Origin of the sequence: Spirosoma pollinicola, assembly GCF_002831565.1 — a bacterium.
In the GTDB taxonomy this organism is placed as follows: domain Bacteria; phylum Bacteroidota; class Bacteroidia; order Cytophagales; family Spirosomataceae; genus Spirosoma; species Spirosoma pollinicola.
This window is the reverse complement of the sequence record NZ_CP025096.1, coordinates 7,108,628-7,123,873: the sequence shown is the minus strand read 5'-3', so window position 1 is coordinate 7,123,873 and position 15,246 is coordinate 7,108,628. Positions and strand designations below refer to the sequence as shown.

The following is a 15,246-nucleotide window of genomic DNA, read 5'->3' as shown; positions in this document are numbered from 1 at the left end:
TTGGATTTTTTTTGGTATCTTGCACTAGCCAACGTATGCAAACTATGGAAGCCATCAATAAGCCGAAACATTCTCCTCTTACACCAGAACAACGCCAGCGCCGTGTTGAACGCGCTCGCTTACTCAAATCACTTGTCTATGAAATGTGGGATGGTAAGCCAGTGTACTATGTCGGTTATCAGGAAGTACTGAAGGGCACGAAAACGGTTGAACAGGTTATGGGTTCAAGTATTTTACAAAGCTTGTTGGTGAGCCGGTTAATTTTTCAACTGTCATCGACATTAGATATGGATATCTATGCTGTAGCAGGAAATGAACTAGGCGTCCAGTTTAAAAAAGGTGATTGGCGGTCTTGTGATGTCGCTGTCTTTATGCTTCAGCAATTAGAAGGAGAAGATTGGAGCAAATACGCTTGGGTTCCGCCTAAAATAGCAATTGAGGTAGATACAAAAGCCGATATGGGGCAGTTCGAATCATCCTTTGAGTACTACGAAAAAAAAACGACTAACTTCCTTGAGTTCGGCGTCGAAAAGGTAATCTGGCTATTTACAAAATCCCGTAAAGTATGGATTGCCGAATCAGGTAAAGACTGGATTATTCGCGATTGGAGCCAGACTGTTGAGGTATTGCCAGAATGCGAATTTATACCTGACAATTTAATGAATCGAACAAAATAATAATATGAAGCCGGGAGAAACTACCCGGCTTTTGCTTTACCATCTATGCATACACTTGCTCCTGCTTCTACGTTCCTGTCCGACGACTTTCTGTTACAGACTGAAACCGCTCGTCGGCTTTACCATGACTATGCCCGGCAAATGCCGATTATTGATTATCATTGCCACCTGCCACCCGATCAGATTGCTTCCGACCGTCAGTTCGAGAATATGTCTCAACTATGGCTTCACGGCGACCACTACAAATGGCGGGCCATGCGCACGCATGGCATTCCCGAACAGTATTGCACCGGTAATGCAAGCGATTGGGAGAAGTTTGAAAAATGGGCTGAAACGATTCCCTATACGCTCAGAAACCCATTATACCATTGGTCGCATCTGGAGTTGAAAAATCCATTTGGTATAACCGACGTGCTCAATCCATCGACTGCACGTGCTATTTATGATACCTGCAACGAACAGTTACCGGGCCTTTCGGCACGTGCACTGCTGATGCATTTCGAAGTACGGGTGGTATGTACAACCGATGATCCACTGGATTCGCTCGAACACCATCGCAAAGTGGCGCAGGAGCGGGCAGCCGGTACAACGAGCCTCAAGACAAAAGTTCTGCCTACGTTCCGCCCCGATAAGGCAATGGCTGCCGATGATCCAACGGCTTTGAGGGGTTACATACAAAAGCTGGCGGAGGTAACGAACCGCGAGATTCAGAATCTGACACAATACCTCGATGCGCTCAAATCCCGTCACGATTACTTTGCCGAAATGGGGTGCCGACTATCTGACCACGGCCTCGAAATGATCTATGCCGAACCCTATAAGGAGGGGGATGTTCAGCGGATATTTGACCACTTACGCCGAGGGGTCGACATCTCGCCGGTAGATGTCCTGAAGTTCAAATCTTTCATGCTGGTGCAGTTTGCCGAGTGGGATCATGAAAAGGGCTGGACACAGCAGTTTCACCTCGGTGCCCTTCGGAATAACAACGTTCGCCGGTTGCGCGACCTGGGCCCCGATACGGGTTGGGATAGCATTGGCGATTTCCCACAGGCGGCCTCGCTGTCGCGGTTTCTGGGTGGTTTGGACGACCGGGATAAACTGGCAAAAACGATTCTGTATAACCTCAATCCAGCCGATAATGAGGTGATGGCAACCATGATTGGCAACTTCAACGATGGGTCTGTGCGAGGGAAAGTGCAGTTTGGCTCTGGCTGGTGGTTCCTTGATCAGAAAGACGGCATGGAAAAGCAAATCAATACACTGTCGAATATGGGTTTATTGAGCGCGTTTGTGGGTATGCTCACCGATTCTCGCAGCTTTGTGTCCTATAGTCGCCACGAGTATTTTCGGCGAATTCTTTGCAACATCTTCGGTAATGACATCGAAAATGGTGAATTGCCAAATGATGTGGAGTGGGTGGGGCAAATCGTGCAGGACATCTGTTATCGCAATGCCGAACGGTATTTCGGGTTTTAAACTCGGTTAATGACACACACTTTTGTCGAAACGAATAAGCAGGCTGGCGACCCGGTCAGGTTACACGTCGTTCAGGCTGGGTCGGAAGATGGGCCTCTTATCATTTTGCTACATGGTTTCCCGGAATTCTGGTACGGCTGGAAAAAACAGATTGACGCGTTAGCCGAAGCTGGTTTCTGGGTTTGGGCACCCGACCAGCGGGGCTATAATCTCAGCGATAAACCAACGGGGATTGAGGCCTATGGTCTTGATACGCTGGTGGCGGATGTAATTGGGTTGATCGACGCATCGGGTCGGCAAAAAGCCGTGATTGTAGGCCACGACTGGGGTGCGGCTGTAGCCTGGTGGACGGCGGTTTCGTATCCCGAACGGGTTGAACGGTTAGTTGTATTGAACGTGCCGCACCCGGTTGTCATGAAGAAATTCGCCAGCCGTGATTTCGGGCAAATGCGAAAAAGCTGGTACATCGGGTTTTTTCAACTACCGTGGTTACCTGAAACTATGTCAAGTTTAGGGAACTGGTCGGCATTGGTTAAAACGTTGCTGGGAAGTAGTCGTCCGGGGACGTTTCGACGGGCCGATCTGCAACAATATAAAGCAGCCTGGTCGCAGCCGGGAGCAGTGAAAGCCATGATAAACTGGTACCGGGCTGCGCTTCGTAAACCGTCTGCAAAACGCTCCTCCATTCGGGTTATCGTGCCAACGTTGCTTATCTGGGGTGCTCGCGACAAGTTTCTGAAACGCGAAATGGCCCAACCCAGTATTGATTTGTGCGATAACGGTCGGGTGGTATTTCTTGAAAATGCTTCCCACTGGGTTCAGCACGAAGAACCGGAACGGGTAAATGAGTTGATAATTGGAGAGAAGGAGGAAAGGGAATAAGGGTAAAAGAGGGAGGATAAACACCACCCGGTCTCCCCCTCTTCCCTTTCCTCCCTCTTACTGTTTATACACCTTCCCGTCTTTCATTACGAACTGGACGGCTTGCAGGGTTTTGATGTTCTGGATTGGATTTTCAGCTACGGCAATTACGTCAGCAAATTTACCAACTTCGATAGACCCGACCTGCGCGTCCATACCCAGTAATTTTGCGTTTGTCATCAGGGCTGATTTTATAGCTTCTACCGGCGGCATCCCTGCTTCCACCATATATTCAAACTCCCTTGCGTTGTAACCGTGAATATAAACCCCGGCATCGGTGCCGAAGGCGATCTTCACGCCTGCTTTGTAGGCTTTGGCAAACGTAGCCTGAATTTTCGGACCGATGGCTAATGCCTTTGGCGTTACCAGGGGCGGATAATAGCCAAAATGACGGGCCGAATCAGCTGCTGTCTTTCCGGCAATGATCGTTGGCACGTAATAGGTGCCGTATTTCTTGAACAGTTCAATCGCTTCATCGTCCATCAGTGTACCGTGTTCAATAGTTTGTACACCCGCTCGAATGGCCCGTTTCATACCTTCGGCACCGTGGGCGTGGGCCGCTACGGCAAAGCCATAATCTTTAGCCGCATCAACGACCGCTTTTACTTCTTCTTCGGTGAACTGAGCGCCGGAGCCGTCTTTTGCATTGCTTAGAACGCCACCGGTGGCTGTAATTTTAATCAGGTCAGACCCATCTTTGTACCGCTGCCGCACAGCTTTACGAGCATCTTCGGGACCGTTGATAACGCCCTCCAGGGGGCCGGGGTCGCCCATGAGGTCTTTACGATAGCCATTCGTTGGGTCGGCGTGTCCGCCCGTTGTCGCAATGGATTTGCCTACGGTCAATACACGTGGTCCATCAACTAGTCCGGCATTAATAGCGTTGCGAAGGGAAACGTTTACGCCCGAGCCACCTAAGTCACGCACCGTTGTAAAGCCCGCCATCAAGGTTGTTTTAGCGTATTGAGCTGCCTGAAAAGCAACGTCAGCCTGATTTCTGGTAAACCCATCAATAGCACCGCCCCGGCGCGTCTGGCTTTCCAGGTGAACGTGCATATCGATCAGACCGGGTAAAACGGTTTTTGACTTCATATCCAGCACCCGATCCTGTCCGGCTGGTGTAGTGTAGCCTTTCTGAACGGCTGTAATTTTGTTGCCTTCAACCACAACGGTCATTTGCGGCTGGAGATCATTTTTAATTCCGTCGAAGAGATTTCCGCAGTGAATTAGTGTCCGTTGGGCAAACAGGGGAGCGGCCAGCAGCGATAAGCCTGCCAGTAGGTATAGTTTTTTCATAAATGAAGTTAGTAGGGTACAAAAAAGGGCCACAACAGAATGTTGCAGCCCTTAAAGTACGAAAAGCTTATGAAGAACCCCTAAAATTTTGTTACCTGAACAACGGTTGTTTGTGGCTGATTAGTAGTAGTAGACCCTGGATAAGGATTTACCTCGCGCAAAATCACCTTATACCGTTCACTATTTAAGGAAACCGTTGTTGAGTCGGGTCGCTTGTTGGAACTACCGGGGTCAGCGCCCAAGGACAGTCGAACGGCAGTCGAGTCTGTATCTTTTGACAACAGGAATTTAACTTTAGCCTGACCAGCCCATATACAAGTAACGTTCAGCGGGCAGCGGCTATCCTGAATTGAGTCGACACGAACAACAATCTCGGAGCCAAGCCGTCCTGATTGATGCAGCCCCAGCGAAATAGAGTCTGTGGGGCTGGTATTAGATGATTTACAAGCTGAAAAAAGTACAGTTCCAACGATGAGTAAACCAGAAAGCCGTTTCATTGAGTTAAGCATATTTCCTGTAATTGATTTCTTACAAGGATACGGCTGCCGGGAAAAAGGTTGGAATGGCACCCCTATTTTTTCACAATGACGCCATCGGCAACAAACGTGAGAGCTTTTTCGGGCTCAGTGATTTTCTCTATTTCAGCTTTTGACTTTCCGGCATCCTGAGCAAAATGGCGCAGATCAGCAACGGGTGTGGTGGTCGTTTCGGCGGTTCCTTCAACCACAACGGTTTTGCCAACAATGTCTTTAGGTACAAAGAAACCATAGTCTTTAAACGTTACGCGCATCGTCTCTCCATTGCCGGTTTTGACCTGCATCCAGCAGCCTTTTACCTTGCAGACAGACTCAACAACGCCTTCCACTTTGGCTGGCATCTCCGTTTTATTGTCCATCTTAGCCGATAATTCTGTTGCAGGAATGGCTCCTGCTGATGTGATTTTTTTGCCGTGGTTGCTCACTTCATTTTGTGCGAATGCCCCAAAAGATGCGGCAATGAGCAAGCCGGTAAGCAGGATATTTTTCATAGCTTATTTGATGATTATAAAGGAATTACTCACGGACGATAATTGTCGATACCTATTGTTGTTCCCAAATTTACCACTTTCACAACATTCGCAAAACACTTCACAGAATGAACACATTAATTCTTGCACTTAATTAAATACAGATGTAACCCCATCAAGTCCAGTACAAAATTGGTGCGTTCGGGAATCTCTTCGTCCATTCTGTATAAAAGAAAACTTTCATCTCCTTCATTTCTTCAGGGCGGTACACATATTTGGTGCCGCCAAACTTATTCCGCTTCTCGGCGCGGGTCGATTCGTCAAGATCGAGCGATGTATTGGGGTACCATTGCAACAGCACGTCTTTTGAGCCGGGTGTAAAACGGTGGCTTATAAACTCGACATTCATATTTAGTTGAGGAAAGTCAAGAACGGCCGACATACGGTTGAGCAGGGCTGTATAATGTTCACGCCAGTTAGGAATCGCCATAATAGGCGCAATAACCAGCCCAACTGGGTAGCCCCCTCCGCCCAACTCTTTTGGCATCGCCAGCTTACGGATACCTTGCAGCCGGGCTTCTACAGAGGCCGTACCACCTTCGAGCCGCCTGGCAACAGTGTCGGCGTTAAGGCTGACGCGGGCGCGGGTGTGGCCGTTATGGGGCAGGTTAAGCAGATTATCAACCTGATCGTATTTTGTAACAAAGCGTAACTCGGCCATCTCGCGTGTACCAAAATACCGAATACATTCGGCCATACTACCCGTCAGGTGTTCGATTCCCAGTACATCAGTATAGCAACTAACCTCAAAGGTTGTGGGGCGCAAACCAGTGTCTGAATCGTTGGCTGTTTTCTGCCAGGTTCGATTGGGCGGATAAGTGCCTTCATAAGTTGCGGTATGCACCAGCATACCGGGTAGATTTGCGTAGGCCCGCACAACCGGCGGCCCCGAAAGACTACCGGCCAGATAACAATACTGACAATGTGCCGGACACCCTTCTGCAAGATTCATTTGCCAATCGGCTGAGGGCGGAATAGGCTGTAGTCGAAACGCACCGGGCGGTGCATTCACAATAGCCAGCGTATTTTTGGCGATGCGATAGGTCTCTCGTTCATCAGCTCCGCGCAACCCTGTAATGCGGTTGTTTTTAGCAACCTCAATAGGTAGATTGAGTCCTGATATGCGTTCGTACATAGCCTGACCAAATGACTCTTTCAGCGCGTCGGCGGTAAAAACAACGCGTTTGGGCATCCATAAACGGGCCGATTTTGTGAGTGGTTTAACGACTGGTGTTTCGGTTAAGTCAACTGTCATAACGGAGTAAAAAGGGCTGGAAATAAGCCTGTATCAGGCATTAGCTACCTATATACAGAACAAAATTTATGGGTGTAAGAATCCCCGCGAGATAGAAATTTTTTGCGGTTATACTATTGATTATCAATACTATATAAAAAATATGATTGGGTGAAAAATTGCCTTTCTCAGGGCAGTCGATTTTTATTTTTTTTCTGAAGAGAAAGTTACTATGGATGAGCAGAAAAAAGCTATTCAAGAGCGATTACAAGCCGATTGTCATGCTTTCATGGAATGGGCAAACCGTTTGCCAGGCGAGCAATTTGCAGCTAAAGCCAATAGTAAATGGTCGGTTGCTGAGGTGTTGCAGCATTTGTATCTGTCGGCTCGTCCAATTATTCGATTAATGACCGGACCTCGTGAGGTATTGAGCCAGTGGGGACCAGTGGAGACTTCGTCAAGATCGTACAACGACATTGCAGTTGCGTACCAGATTATTCTGGAAACAGGTGCTAAAGCTCCCGCAGCCTTATCGCCCCGACCCGAAGATGTGCAGGTGGAAAAAAGCGAGATGGGGGCGCGATTTGCAGGGGTTTATGATGCTCTGGCGGCTGTTCTCGAAAGTTGGTCGATTAGTGAGTTGGATAATTATTACGTACCTCATCCAGTGCTTGGAAAATTAACCGTTCGGGAAATGCTCTATTTTACAAGTATACATACGCGACACAATTTGAAGTTATTGGCACTGGTTTAGCGGAATGACAAACGGCCACCAGTTGATTGGTGGCCGTTTGTCTGAGTAAAGCTGTTTGTTAAAACAGGGTACTTATTTTGCCAACTTAACCCCACGACCGGCAACCCGGCCAAAGTAGTAATTGACACCAAATTTTAGTCGACCGCCTTTACCCCGGCTAACGGTAGGGTCAATTTTATTGTAGAAGCTACTCTCATAAGAAACCTCGGCACCTAAACGGTGTAGAATCCAGGCCATTACCCCAATTTCCAACCCAACGCTGGTGTACTTGTACTTGGCATCGGCTGGAACATTCTCCGAAAATTCGCGGCCACTATTCAGGCTGGCACCAACAAAGCTGCTAATTCGAGTACGGAAAGGGTAGTAACGGGCAAAAGCACCAACTTGCCGCGAATGGTACTTATTTCCCACAAGCCGGTCGGCGTCATACCGTAGCCCTGCGGCAAAACCGGGTTGAAAAAAGTAGCCGATACGGGAGTTGAAAGCCAGATAAACCTGGCCGCTACTGGCTCCCATGCCAAGACCGCCACCTAGAAACAGGTTGTTTGGTTCAAACCAGCTCAACTGATTTGCTTGCTGATAGCTAATGGACTTATCTATTTCTTCATCCATTTTTTCGCTCGCCTGTTCTGCTTTTTGCCGAACTTCTCGCTTCGTTTTTTCATCAATAAGTGGTTTCCCACTGCCCGATGAGTCGGAGCGGCTTTGAGCAAGGCCACAAATAGCCAGACCCATAAAAAGTGATGTAGTTGTAAGTAATTTCTTCATCGTCGTTGAGTTGAATTCATAAAAACACTGTCCTATTAACCACGAAGCCTACATAAGGTTTGTTACCATCTTTGCTTATTGACAACTGCCCGCAAAAAATAACGCCACCTCAACGAGTGAGGTGGCGTCAGGTGAACGTGTAGCTACCGCTCTATTTCTGCAACTGCTCGATCAGGCTTCCAACTTGCTCTACTGATACGGCCGGGAAATTGGCGATCCGTATTTGTGAGTCCTTAAATTTACCATAGCCACTACCTACGATCATATTGGCTGTTTTGGCCGACGATATAACATCGGTCGATGACGTTGGCCGTTCGGGCGATCCGACAGTAGCTACGATAACCGTCTGTGAACGGTGACGTTCCTGCTTTACAAAAGGCGAAAAGTCAGCCGAACTGTCCAGGAATTTATAGAGCATCCGGGCTTTTTCTTCGGTCTGTTTCCGTATTGTATCAATACCAATCCGGTTAAAATCCTCCGCAATTTTGCCAAGCAGATAGATATACAGGACGTTTGGTGTAGCTGGTGTTTCAAACGTTTTATAATGCTTCCACAGCATTGGCAGGGTATTATGTGCTCCAATCGTTAAGGTGTCGCTTTTTTCTAACTGTTCGGCTTTAGCCAGACAGGCCTGGCTGGCAATCCAGACGCCCAGCCCAGCGGGCATACCAAACGCTTTCTGAACCGAGAAAAAAGCAGAGTCAATAAGGCTAAAATCCAGGTCGGGGTAGGGGGCCGACGAGACCATATCCACACAAAACAACTTTTTTGGATATTTGCGTTTAAGCTTATGCATTTCGCCGGGCCGCATCTGCACACCCGATGAGGTTTCGTTATGCGTCAAACAAACGAGTTCGGCATAGGCAGGCACCTCAATATCGGCCGCGTCGAACCCTTCGCCAAATGGCTTTTCCTGAATATGCGCGTGCTTGTGCAGCGAATTGGCATAGTCATAAAACTTTTGGGAGAACGAACCATTGACGAGGTGAAAACTCTCATGCTCCACACAGTTAAGAAGGACCCGTTCCCACACTTCCGACGCTGAACCGGTAAAGAATATGCCGTGCGTTGCCGGAATATTCAGCAACGTCCGGAGTTGTTCATCGGCAAACTTGTAGATGTCCCGAAAGCGTTGACTCCGGTGCGAAATCGAGCCAATCTGTTCATCTAAAGCTTGTTGCAGATGTTGATAAAACGTTGGATAAAGCTCGGCCGGGCCGGGAGTGAAGTAGGTATTTTGCATTTTTAAGAGAGCGAAAGAGTGAAAGAGCGAAATAGCGAAAGAGCTTTTGTCTGCTCTCTCATTCTTTCGCTCTTTCACTCTTTAGTATAATAGTCTAAACTTAATTGTGTTATCAATGTCCTTTAGCTCTTCGACAACCTCTTCGGCATATTCTTTGGCGACATCCGTAATTACATAGCCGATTTTCTCATTGGTTTTGAGATACTGGCCGTGAATGTTGATGTGGTGTTTAGCAAAAATGGTGTTCATTTTGGCCAGAATACCCGGAACGTTTTCGTGGACGTGTAACAGGCGGTGCGCGCCTTTCAGGAGAGGCAATTGCAGTTCAGGGAAGTTTACACTGCCGTAGGTACTGCCATTGTTGATATATTCGAGAAGTTTGCTCGGTACAAAGCTACCGATGTTGGCCTGCGCTTCTTCTGTACTTCCACCAATATGGGGCGTCAGAATCACGTTGGGCAAGTTGCGCAATCTACTTATAAACTCCTCATTATTGGTCTTAGGCTCATTCGGGAATACGTCAACACCGGCACCGGCAACTTTCCCGCGTTCAATAGCATCAACCAAAGCCGGAATATCGACAATGTGGCCGCGCGAAAGATTCAGGAAGATGACACCATTTTTCATCAGCCCAAATTCACGGTAGCTAATCAGGTTCTTGTTCTCTTTCCGTCCATCGGTATGCAGGCTGATAATGTCCGAAATAGCCAGCAATTCGTCCAATGACTTACACTTGCGGGCGTTGCCAAGAGACAGTTTGTCGACGGCATCATAGAAGTAAACTTCCATGCCCAGAGCTTCGGCTACTACCGAAAGTTGTGTGCCGATATTGCCATAGCCGACCAGACCAAGTTTTTTACCCCGAACTTCAAAGCTGTTATTAGCCGATTTATCCCATCCGCCTTTGTGCATCAGGTTACTCTTTGGTACAATGCTGCGAATCAGCATGATTATCTCACCAATGGCCAACTCAACCACCGACCGTGTATTACTATAAGGAGCATTAAAGACGGCGATCCCTTTTTCGGTACAGGCATCGAGGTCGATCTGGTTGGTACCGATACAGAACGCGCCAACGGTCATTAGTTTATTGGCGTGCTCCAATACGCGGGCTGTCACATTCGTTTTCGACCGGATACCCAAAATAGATACATCGCGGATAGCTTCGATCAGCTCCTCTTCGTCCAGGGCGCCTTTTCGAATCTCAACGTTGAAGCCTTCCTGTTCGAATAATTGAATAGCATTTGGGTGTACGTTTTCCAGCAACAGGACTTTGATCCGGCTTTTTGGATACGACTGGCTGCGGCTGAGGTTGTTATGGTACAGGAACTCATCGAGCGATGGTGCCACGTGATCAGCCTGTGCCACAACGCGGGGGCGCATTACATTTTCCGTAAATGCATAAAAACGATTGGCCAGACCCGATGCCTTGATCTCATAGTCGGTGTAGCCATCGCCAATGACGTAGACTTCGCCGTCGAGATTCAGATTCCGAATCACCTGCGATTTGCCTCCATTGGATGATAATGGATTTTCTGAATCGAAGCCAACGATTGCTCCATTTTCGTCGAGCTCAAACGTATTAGCAAAGACGTTTTCTGCACGAACGCCCAACGAGGTAACGATGGGAATGATGAATTCTTTAAAGCCGTTCGAAACGATATAGATTGTTTCGGCATTCTCCGTCAGAAACTGTTTGTTGCGTTGAAACGAATCCGATATTTTACCCATCAACGTTTCAACCAAGGCAGGCAGCTGACTTTTATGCGCTTTCAGGAGATTAAGACGCAGGACAAGGGAGTCAGTAAACGAGATTTCGCCCGACATACCCCGGTCAGTAATCGCTTTGATTTCGTTCAGCACATCATCGCGGTCGGGGCGGCCTACCAGCGAGATTTCACCCAGCACGTCGAGCGCTTCAACCTTGGTAAAGGTGCTGTCAAAATCAATGATGTAATACGTTTGTTCTAGTGGTTTGGTGAGCATGATTTAGATTTGTTCAATATCCGCATCTTCTGGCGGGGCACTGTCTAAAATTTGTTTAACTGCCTCTCGAAGAGGAGGTATATGAACGGTTATTATACGCCATATAATTTCATAATCAAGACCAAAATAGTCATGTACTAAAATATGACGAGTCCGAATAATACGCATCCATTCGATCATTGAATACTGGTCTCGGAATGGTTTAGAGATACGGTTGGCAGCTTCGCCCAAAACCTGAACGTTTCGAATAACTGCATCTCTTGCCATCCTGTTTGCTAAAAACGATTCGTAGTCCAGACCAACAGTGTATTCCTGTATAGCATTGACAGCCTCAAGCATATCTGTTAATAATATGTAGGCTGACCGCTTAGACATAGTATAACTGTTGTGTGATATAAGGCATTAACCTTGGCTTTATCGCTTTTCGAGTTACTAAATCAACGGGCTTTTGAAGCAGGTTCTCCAGCTCAATCGACAAGTCTATAAACTCGAAGCCAACAGGCTTTTTAAACTCGACCAATATGTCTACATCACTGTCTTCTGTTGCTGTACCGTCTGCGTAGGAACCAAATAAGGCTAATGATGCCAGCGGGTAAGCGATAAATAAACGCTCTTTGTTAGCTTTTAGCAGTTCTTTAATATGATCCCCATCCATATCATTTGCTTTTATTGATTCACAAAAAACTGCAAGGCTCGCTCTTCCGACCAGTAGGTGCCCTGAATTTTGCCAGTATGTGGTGGAAATCCACAGTGGCCGCCTTGTTCGGGAAACTCCATCCAGACGTTGGCTAGTTCCCGGCCTAATTCTGTTGGGAAACATTCGGGTGATAAAAACGGGTCATTCTTCGCATTCACAAGTAAGGTTGGAATGGCTATGTCAGGTATGAACTGGAGTGCACTACTTCGGGTGTAATAGTCAGTTACGTCCCGAAATCCGTTCATGGGGGCCGTAAACAGGTTATCGAACTCCCGAATTGATCGAACATTAGATAAGGCTTCTGTTGGAAAGACGCCCGGCATAACGGCCGCTTTTTGCAAAATTTTCCGCTTGAGCGTTCGGTTAAAACGATAATTATAAACCAGACTATCCCACTGTTCAAGTCGCCGGGCCGAGCCCATTAAATGGACCGGAACCGAAAAAACGACCGCCTTTTTAATGGCTGGATGTAGAGTTGTACCGTTCTCACCAATGTATTTTAGTGTGACGTTGCCGCCCGCACTGAAGCCCATGAGGTATATAGTCTGATAACCTTTTGATAGGGCGTGTTGGACAACGAAGTGTAGATCGCTGGTTTCGCCGATGTGATAAAATCGTTTCTGACGGTTCATTTCGCCACTACACGAGCGGAAATGCCAGGCCAGGCAGTCAAAGCCGTTTTTTGTCAGGTGATTGACCATGCCGGCCAGATACGAACTTGTTGAACTGCCCTCAAGACCATGTGTAAGAATAATCAGGGTGTCGTTTTTCTCTGTTGCCCTGCTCCAGTCCAGATCCAGAAAGTCATCATCGGGCGTATCGATCCGGTCTCGAACATAATTCGAGGAAACCCTACGAAACAGCGAGGGAATGATGGTTTGCAGATGGCCGTTCCACAAGCGGGCAGGCGGCATATAACTTGATGGGGCAATCAGCGGCATTACCGGGCGCGGGCGATTGAAGGCGCAAAGGTAAAGGTTCTGGGAATTAGAAGCTTGATAAACCGTAAAAAACATAGTAAGAAGGCAAAAAGGCCGCCCTTCACAGGGCGGCCTTTTTGCCTGAGCGATAAGCTTAATTTACAACGCCAGCTCTTTCTCAGACACAATCGTCAGGACTTCGGTGTCTTTCAGACGCACCGCCAGACCCAGCGTTTTTGGGACTTCGTAGTGAAAATAGAACTTCATCGTGTGAATTTTGCCTTCATAAAAGACCAGATCGTCGCCCTGCGGATTTTGGGTCAAGAGCGCTTGCTTCGCCACAACCGCCTGCTTGAGCCACTGCCACGCCACCACAACAATACCGAACATTTCCAGGAACAAGGTTGCATCCGATAAATAGCGTTCAATATCACCTTTCTGGACATGAGGCACTAAGCTCGCCATCACGTCCTGTATACCCTTGAGTTCGGCAGTGAGCTGGTCGGCGTAGGGTTTCAGGTCATCGAACGTGCTGGCTTCGCCAATTAGTTTGTTGATCTCGGCAAATAATAGTTGGGGTGCTTTGCCGCCCTTCATCGTCATCTTGCGACCAAGGAGGTCCTGCGCCTGAATGCCCGTTGTGCCCTCATAAATAGGCGTTATCCGTATGTCGCGATACAGTTGCTCAACCGGGAAGTCTTCCGTAAAACCGTACCCACCAAACGTTTGCAAACTCTGACTTACCGACTGTACACCCATCTCGGAGGGGTAGGATTTGGCAACGGGCATCAACAGATCGAGCATCAAAAACGCGTTTTCTTTTTCGTCACCTTCGGCTACTTCGCTAATGTCATACAGGCGGGCCGCTTCGATAAGTACGGATAAAGCACCCTCCGTTACCGCTTTCTGGAACAACAGCATCCGCCGAACATCTGGGTGATTGATGATTGCCGTTTGGGGCGAATCAAGGCGATTTTTCTCGTTCAATCGTCGGCTTTGCGGGCGTTCACGGGCGTATTGCAGGGCCGCATAATAGGCCGCAGTGGCAATAGCGGCCGCCGTCATGCCCACACCAATGCGGGCTTCGTTCATCATCTGAAACATATAGGGCAAGCCCTGGTGTGGCTCCCCAACAATATAGCCAATCGTGTTATCGCTGGACCCCATTGTGAGGTGCATGGCGGGAACGCCTTTCTGCCCCATTTTATGGTAAACGCCCGTTGACACAACATCGTTATCAATGAAATTACCCGTACCATCGGGGCGGTATTTAGGGACGACAAACAGCGAAATGCCTTTTGTGCCCATTGGAGCGCCCTCAATTCGTGCCAGCATCAGGTGAATAATATTCTCGCACGCATCATGGTCGCCCGCCGAAATAAACACTTTCTGGCCTTTAATCGTGTAGGTACCGTCGGGCTGGGGCGTTGCCGAGGTTGTTACATCGGATAGTGACGAACCGGCCTGCGGTTCGGTGAGGGCCATTGTACCCTGCCAGGTTCCATCCAACAGTTTTGGTACGTAAAATTCACTCAGTTGGGCCGACCCGAACGAGGTGATCAGGTGGGCGGCACCGGAGGTCAGGCCGGTATACATCATGCCATTATTAGCCGCCATTAGAATAAAACCTACGCACGAGCTAATCATTTCGGGCAATTGCTGCCCGCCATGTTCAAATGGGAAACCAGCCCCAATCAGGCCAGCTTCGCCCATAGCTTTAAGGTATTCCTTTACTTTAGGATGAACCGTAACCTGCCCATTTTTTAGTTCAGGCTGGTTCTTATCCACATCTTTCAAATAGGGGTGCATGATCGTATCGGCTATGTATGTTGCCGAGTCGAGCACAAGATTGAAAGTTTCGCGGTCATGGGCACTGAAGTACTCATATTTAGTCAGTTCTTCTGCTTTGAAGACTTCGTGTAGAAGGAACTGAAGATTACGCTTGCTGAAATAAGTTGTTGCCATGTGGGCTGATGCGATTAGGAAAAGGTATGCTTACATACGATCGTAAAGTTAAAAATACCAATCTTTAACTTGATAAGAGAACGCTGATTTTTATGTTTTTTATGAACCATTATGATTTTTCAATGAAAATAAGGCCATCCAATATGAATCATAAAATCAGTGCTCTGTCAATCTTTATATACTTCTCCAAAAACTATCGTTTACTTTGTATCGTTTAGAAAGAGATCACCTTAAAACCAATCA

General features: G+C 47.8%; 15 protein-coding genes. 4 read left to right on the top strand and 11 right to left on the bottom strand.

Annotated features, from left to right (window positions below; translation table 11 throughout):
• The first annotated feature begins 35 nt into the window (after positions 1-35).
• From CWM47_RS30010 to CWM47_RS30000, 3 genes are read left to right on the top strand one after another with little or no spacing between them, the layout of a single operon-like run.
• A complete protein-coding gene (locus tag CWM47_RS30010; RefSeq protein ID WP_240625525.1) occupies positions 36-677 on the top strand; it encodes a Uma2 family endonuclease in 642 nt (213 codons plus the stop codon).
• A gap of 45 nt (positions 678-722) precedes the next feature.
• Positions 723-2,153, top strand: a complete 1,431-nt coding sequence (gene uxaC / locus CWM47_RS30005; RefSeq protein ID WP_100992259.1) for a glucuronate isomerase — start codon at positions 723-725, stop codon at positions 2,151-2,153.
• 9 nt (positions 2,154-2,162) lie between these two features.
• Complete coding sequence (locus tag CWM47_RS30000) at positions 2,163-3,035, top strand: alpha/beta fold hydrolase (RefSeq protein ID WP_100992258.1); 873 nt, start codon at positions 2,163-2,165, stop codon at positions 3,033-3,035.
• Between the two features lie 57 nt (positions 3,036-3,092).
• Here CWM47_RS30000 and CWM47_RS29995 read toward each other — a convergent pair whose 3' ends face one another.
• From CWM47_RS29995 to CWM47_RS29980, 4 genes are all read right to left on the bottom strand, one after another.
• The gene (locus tag CWM47_RS29995) at positions 3,093-4,370 is read right to left on the bottom strand and encodes a metal-dependent hydrolase family protein (RefSeq protein ID WP_100992257.1); all 1,278 of its coding nucleotides are present in this window, start codon (positions 4,368-4,370) and stop codon (positions 3,093-3,095) included.
• Between the two features lie 80 nt (positions 4,371-4,450).
• The gene (locus tag CWM47_RS29990; RefSeq protein ID WP_240625524.1) at positions 4,451-4,867 is read right to left on the bottom strand and encodes a hypothetical protein; all 417 of its coding nucleotides are present in this window, start codon (positions 4,865-4,867) and stop codon (positions 4,451-4,453) included.
• Between the two features lie 74 nt (positions 4,868-4,941).
• Positions 4,942-5,397, bottom strand: a complete 456-nt coding sequence (locus tag CWM47_RS29985) for a DUF4920 domain-containing protein (protein ID WP_100992255.1) — start codon at positions 5,395-5,397, stop codon at positions 4,942-4,944.
• Between the two features lie 154 nt (positions 5,398-5,551).
• Complete coding sequence (locus CWM47_RS29980) at positions 5,552-6,628, bottom strand: spore photoproduct lyase family protein (RefSeq protein ID WP_100994123.1); 1,077 nt, start codon at positions 6,626-6,628, stop codon at positions 5,552-5,554.
• Positions 6,629-6,902: 274 nt separating this feature from the next.
• Here CWM47_RS29980 and CWM47_RS29975 point away from each other — a divergent pair, with 274 nt between their 5' ends.
• Positions 6,903-7,424 (top strand): DinB family protein, encoded by a 522-nt coding sequence (locus CWM47_RS29975; protein ID WP_100992254.1) that lies wholly within the window; start codon positions 6,903-6,905, stop codon positions 7,422-7,424.
• A gap of 72 nt (positions 7,425-7,496) precedes the next feature.
• Here CWM47_RS29975 and CWM47_RS29970 read toward each other — a convergent pair whose 3' ends face one another.
• From CWM47_RS29970 to CWM47_RS29940, 7 genes are all read right to left on the bottom strand, one after another.
• Positions 7,497-8,192 carry a hypothetical protein gene (locus tag CWM47_RS29970; protein WP_100992253.1) on the bottom strand — a complete coding sequence of 232 codons (696 nt, stop codon included), beginning with the start codon at positions 8,190-8,192 and terminating at the stop codon, positions 7,497-7,499.
• Between the two features lie 151 nt (positions 8,193-8,343).
• On the bottom strand, positions 8,344-9,435 hold the full coding sequence (locus tag CWM47_RS29965; RefSeq protein WP_100992252.1) for an aminotransferase class V-fold PLP-dependent enzyme: 1,092 nt from the start codon (positions 9,433-9,435) through the stop codon (positions 8,344-8,346).
• Between the two features lie 81 nt (positions 9,436-9,516).
• On the bottom strand, positions 9,517-11,421 hold the full coding sequence (gene serA / locus CWM47_RS29960) for a phosphoglycerate dehydrogenase (protein ID WP_100992251.1): 1,905 nt from the start codon (positions 11,419-11,421) through the stop codon (positions 9,517-9,519).
• Positions 11,422-11,424: 3 nt separating this feature from the next.
• Entirely contained in the window at positions 11,425-11,796 is a 372-nt protein-coding gene (locus CWM47_RS29955; protein ID WP_100992250.1) for a HepT-like ribonuclease domain-containing protein, read from the bottom strand.
• A complete protein-coding gene (locus tag CWM47_RS29950; protein WP_100992249.1) occupies positions 11,789-12,076 on the bottom strand; it encodes a nucleotidyltransferase family protein in 288 nt (95 codons plus the stop codon). The genes CWM47_RS29955 and CWM47_RS29950 overlap by 8 nt, the downstream gene beginning before the upstream one ends.
• A gap of 11 nt (positions 12,077-12,087) precedes the next feature.
• Positions 12,088-13,059: a YheT family hydrolase gene (locus CWM47_RS29945; protein ID WP_100992248.1), complete on the bottom strand. Its 972-nt coding sequence runs from the start codon at positions 13,057-13,059 to the stop codon at positions 12,088-12,090.
• Positions 13,060-13,197: 138 nt separating this feature from the next.
• Entirely contained in the window at positions 13,198-15,003 is a 1,806-nt protein-coding gene (locus CWM47_RS29940) for an acyl-CoA dehydrogenase (RefSeq protein WP_100992247.1), read from the bottom strand.
• Positions 15,004-15,246 lie beyond the last annotated feature (243 nt).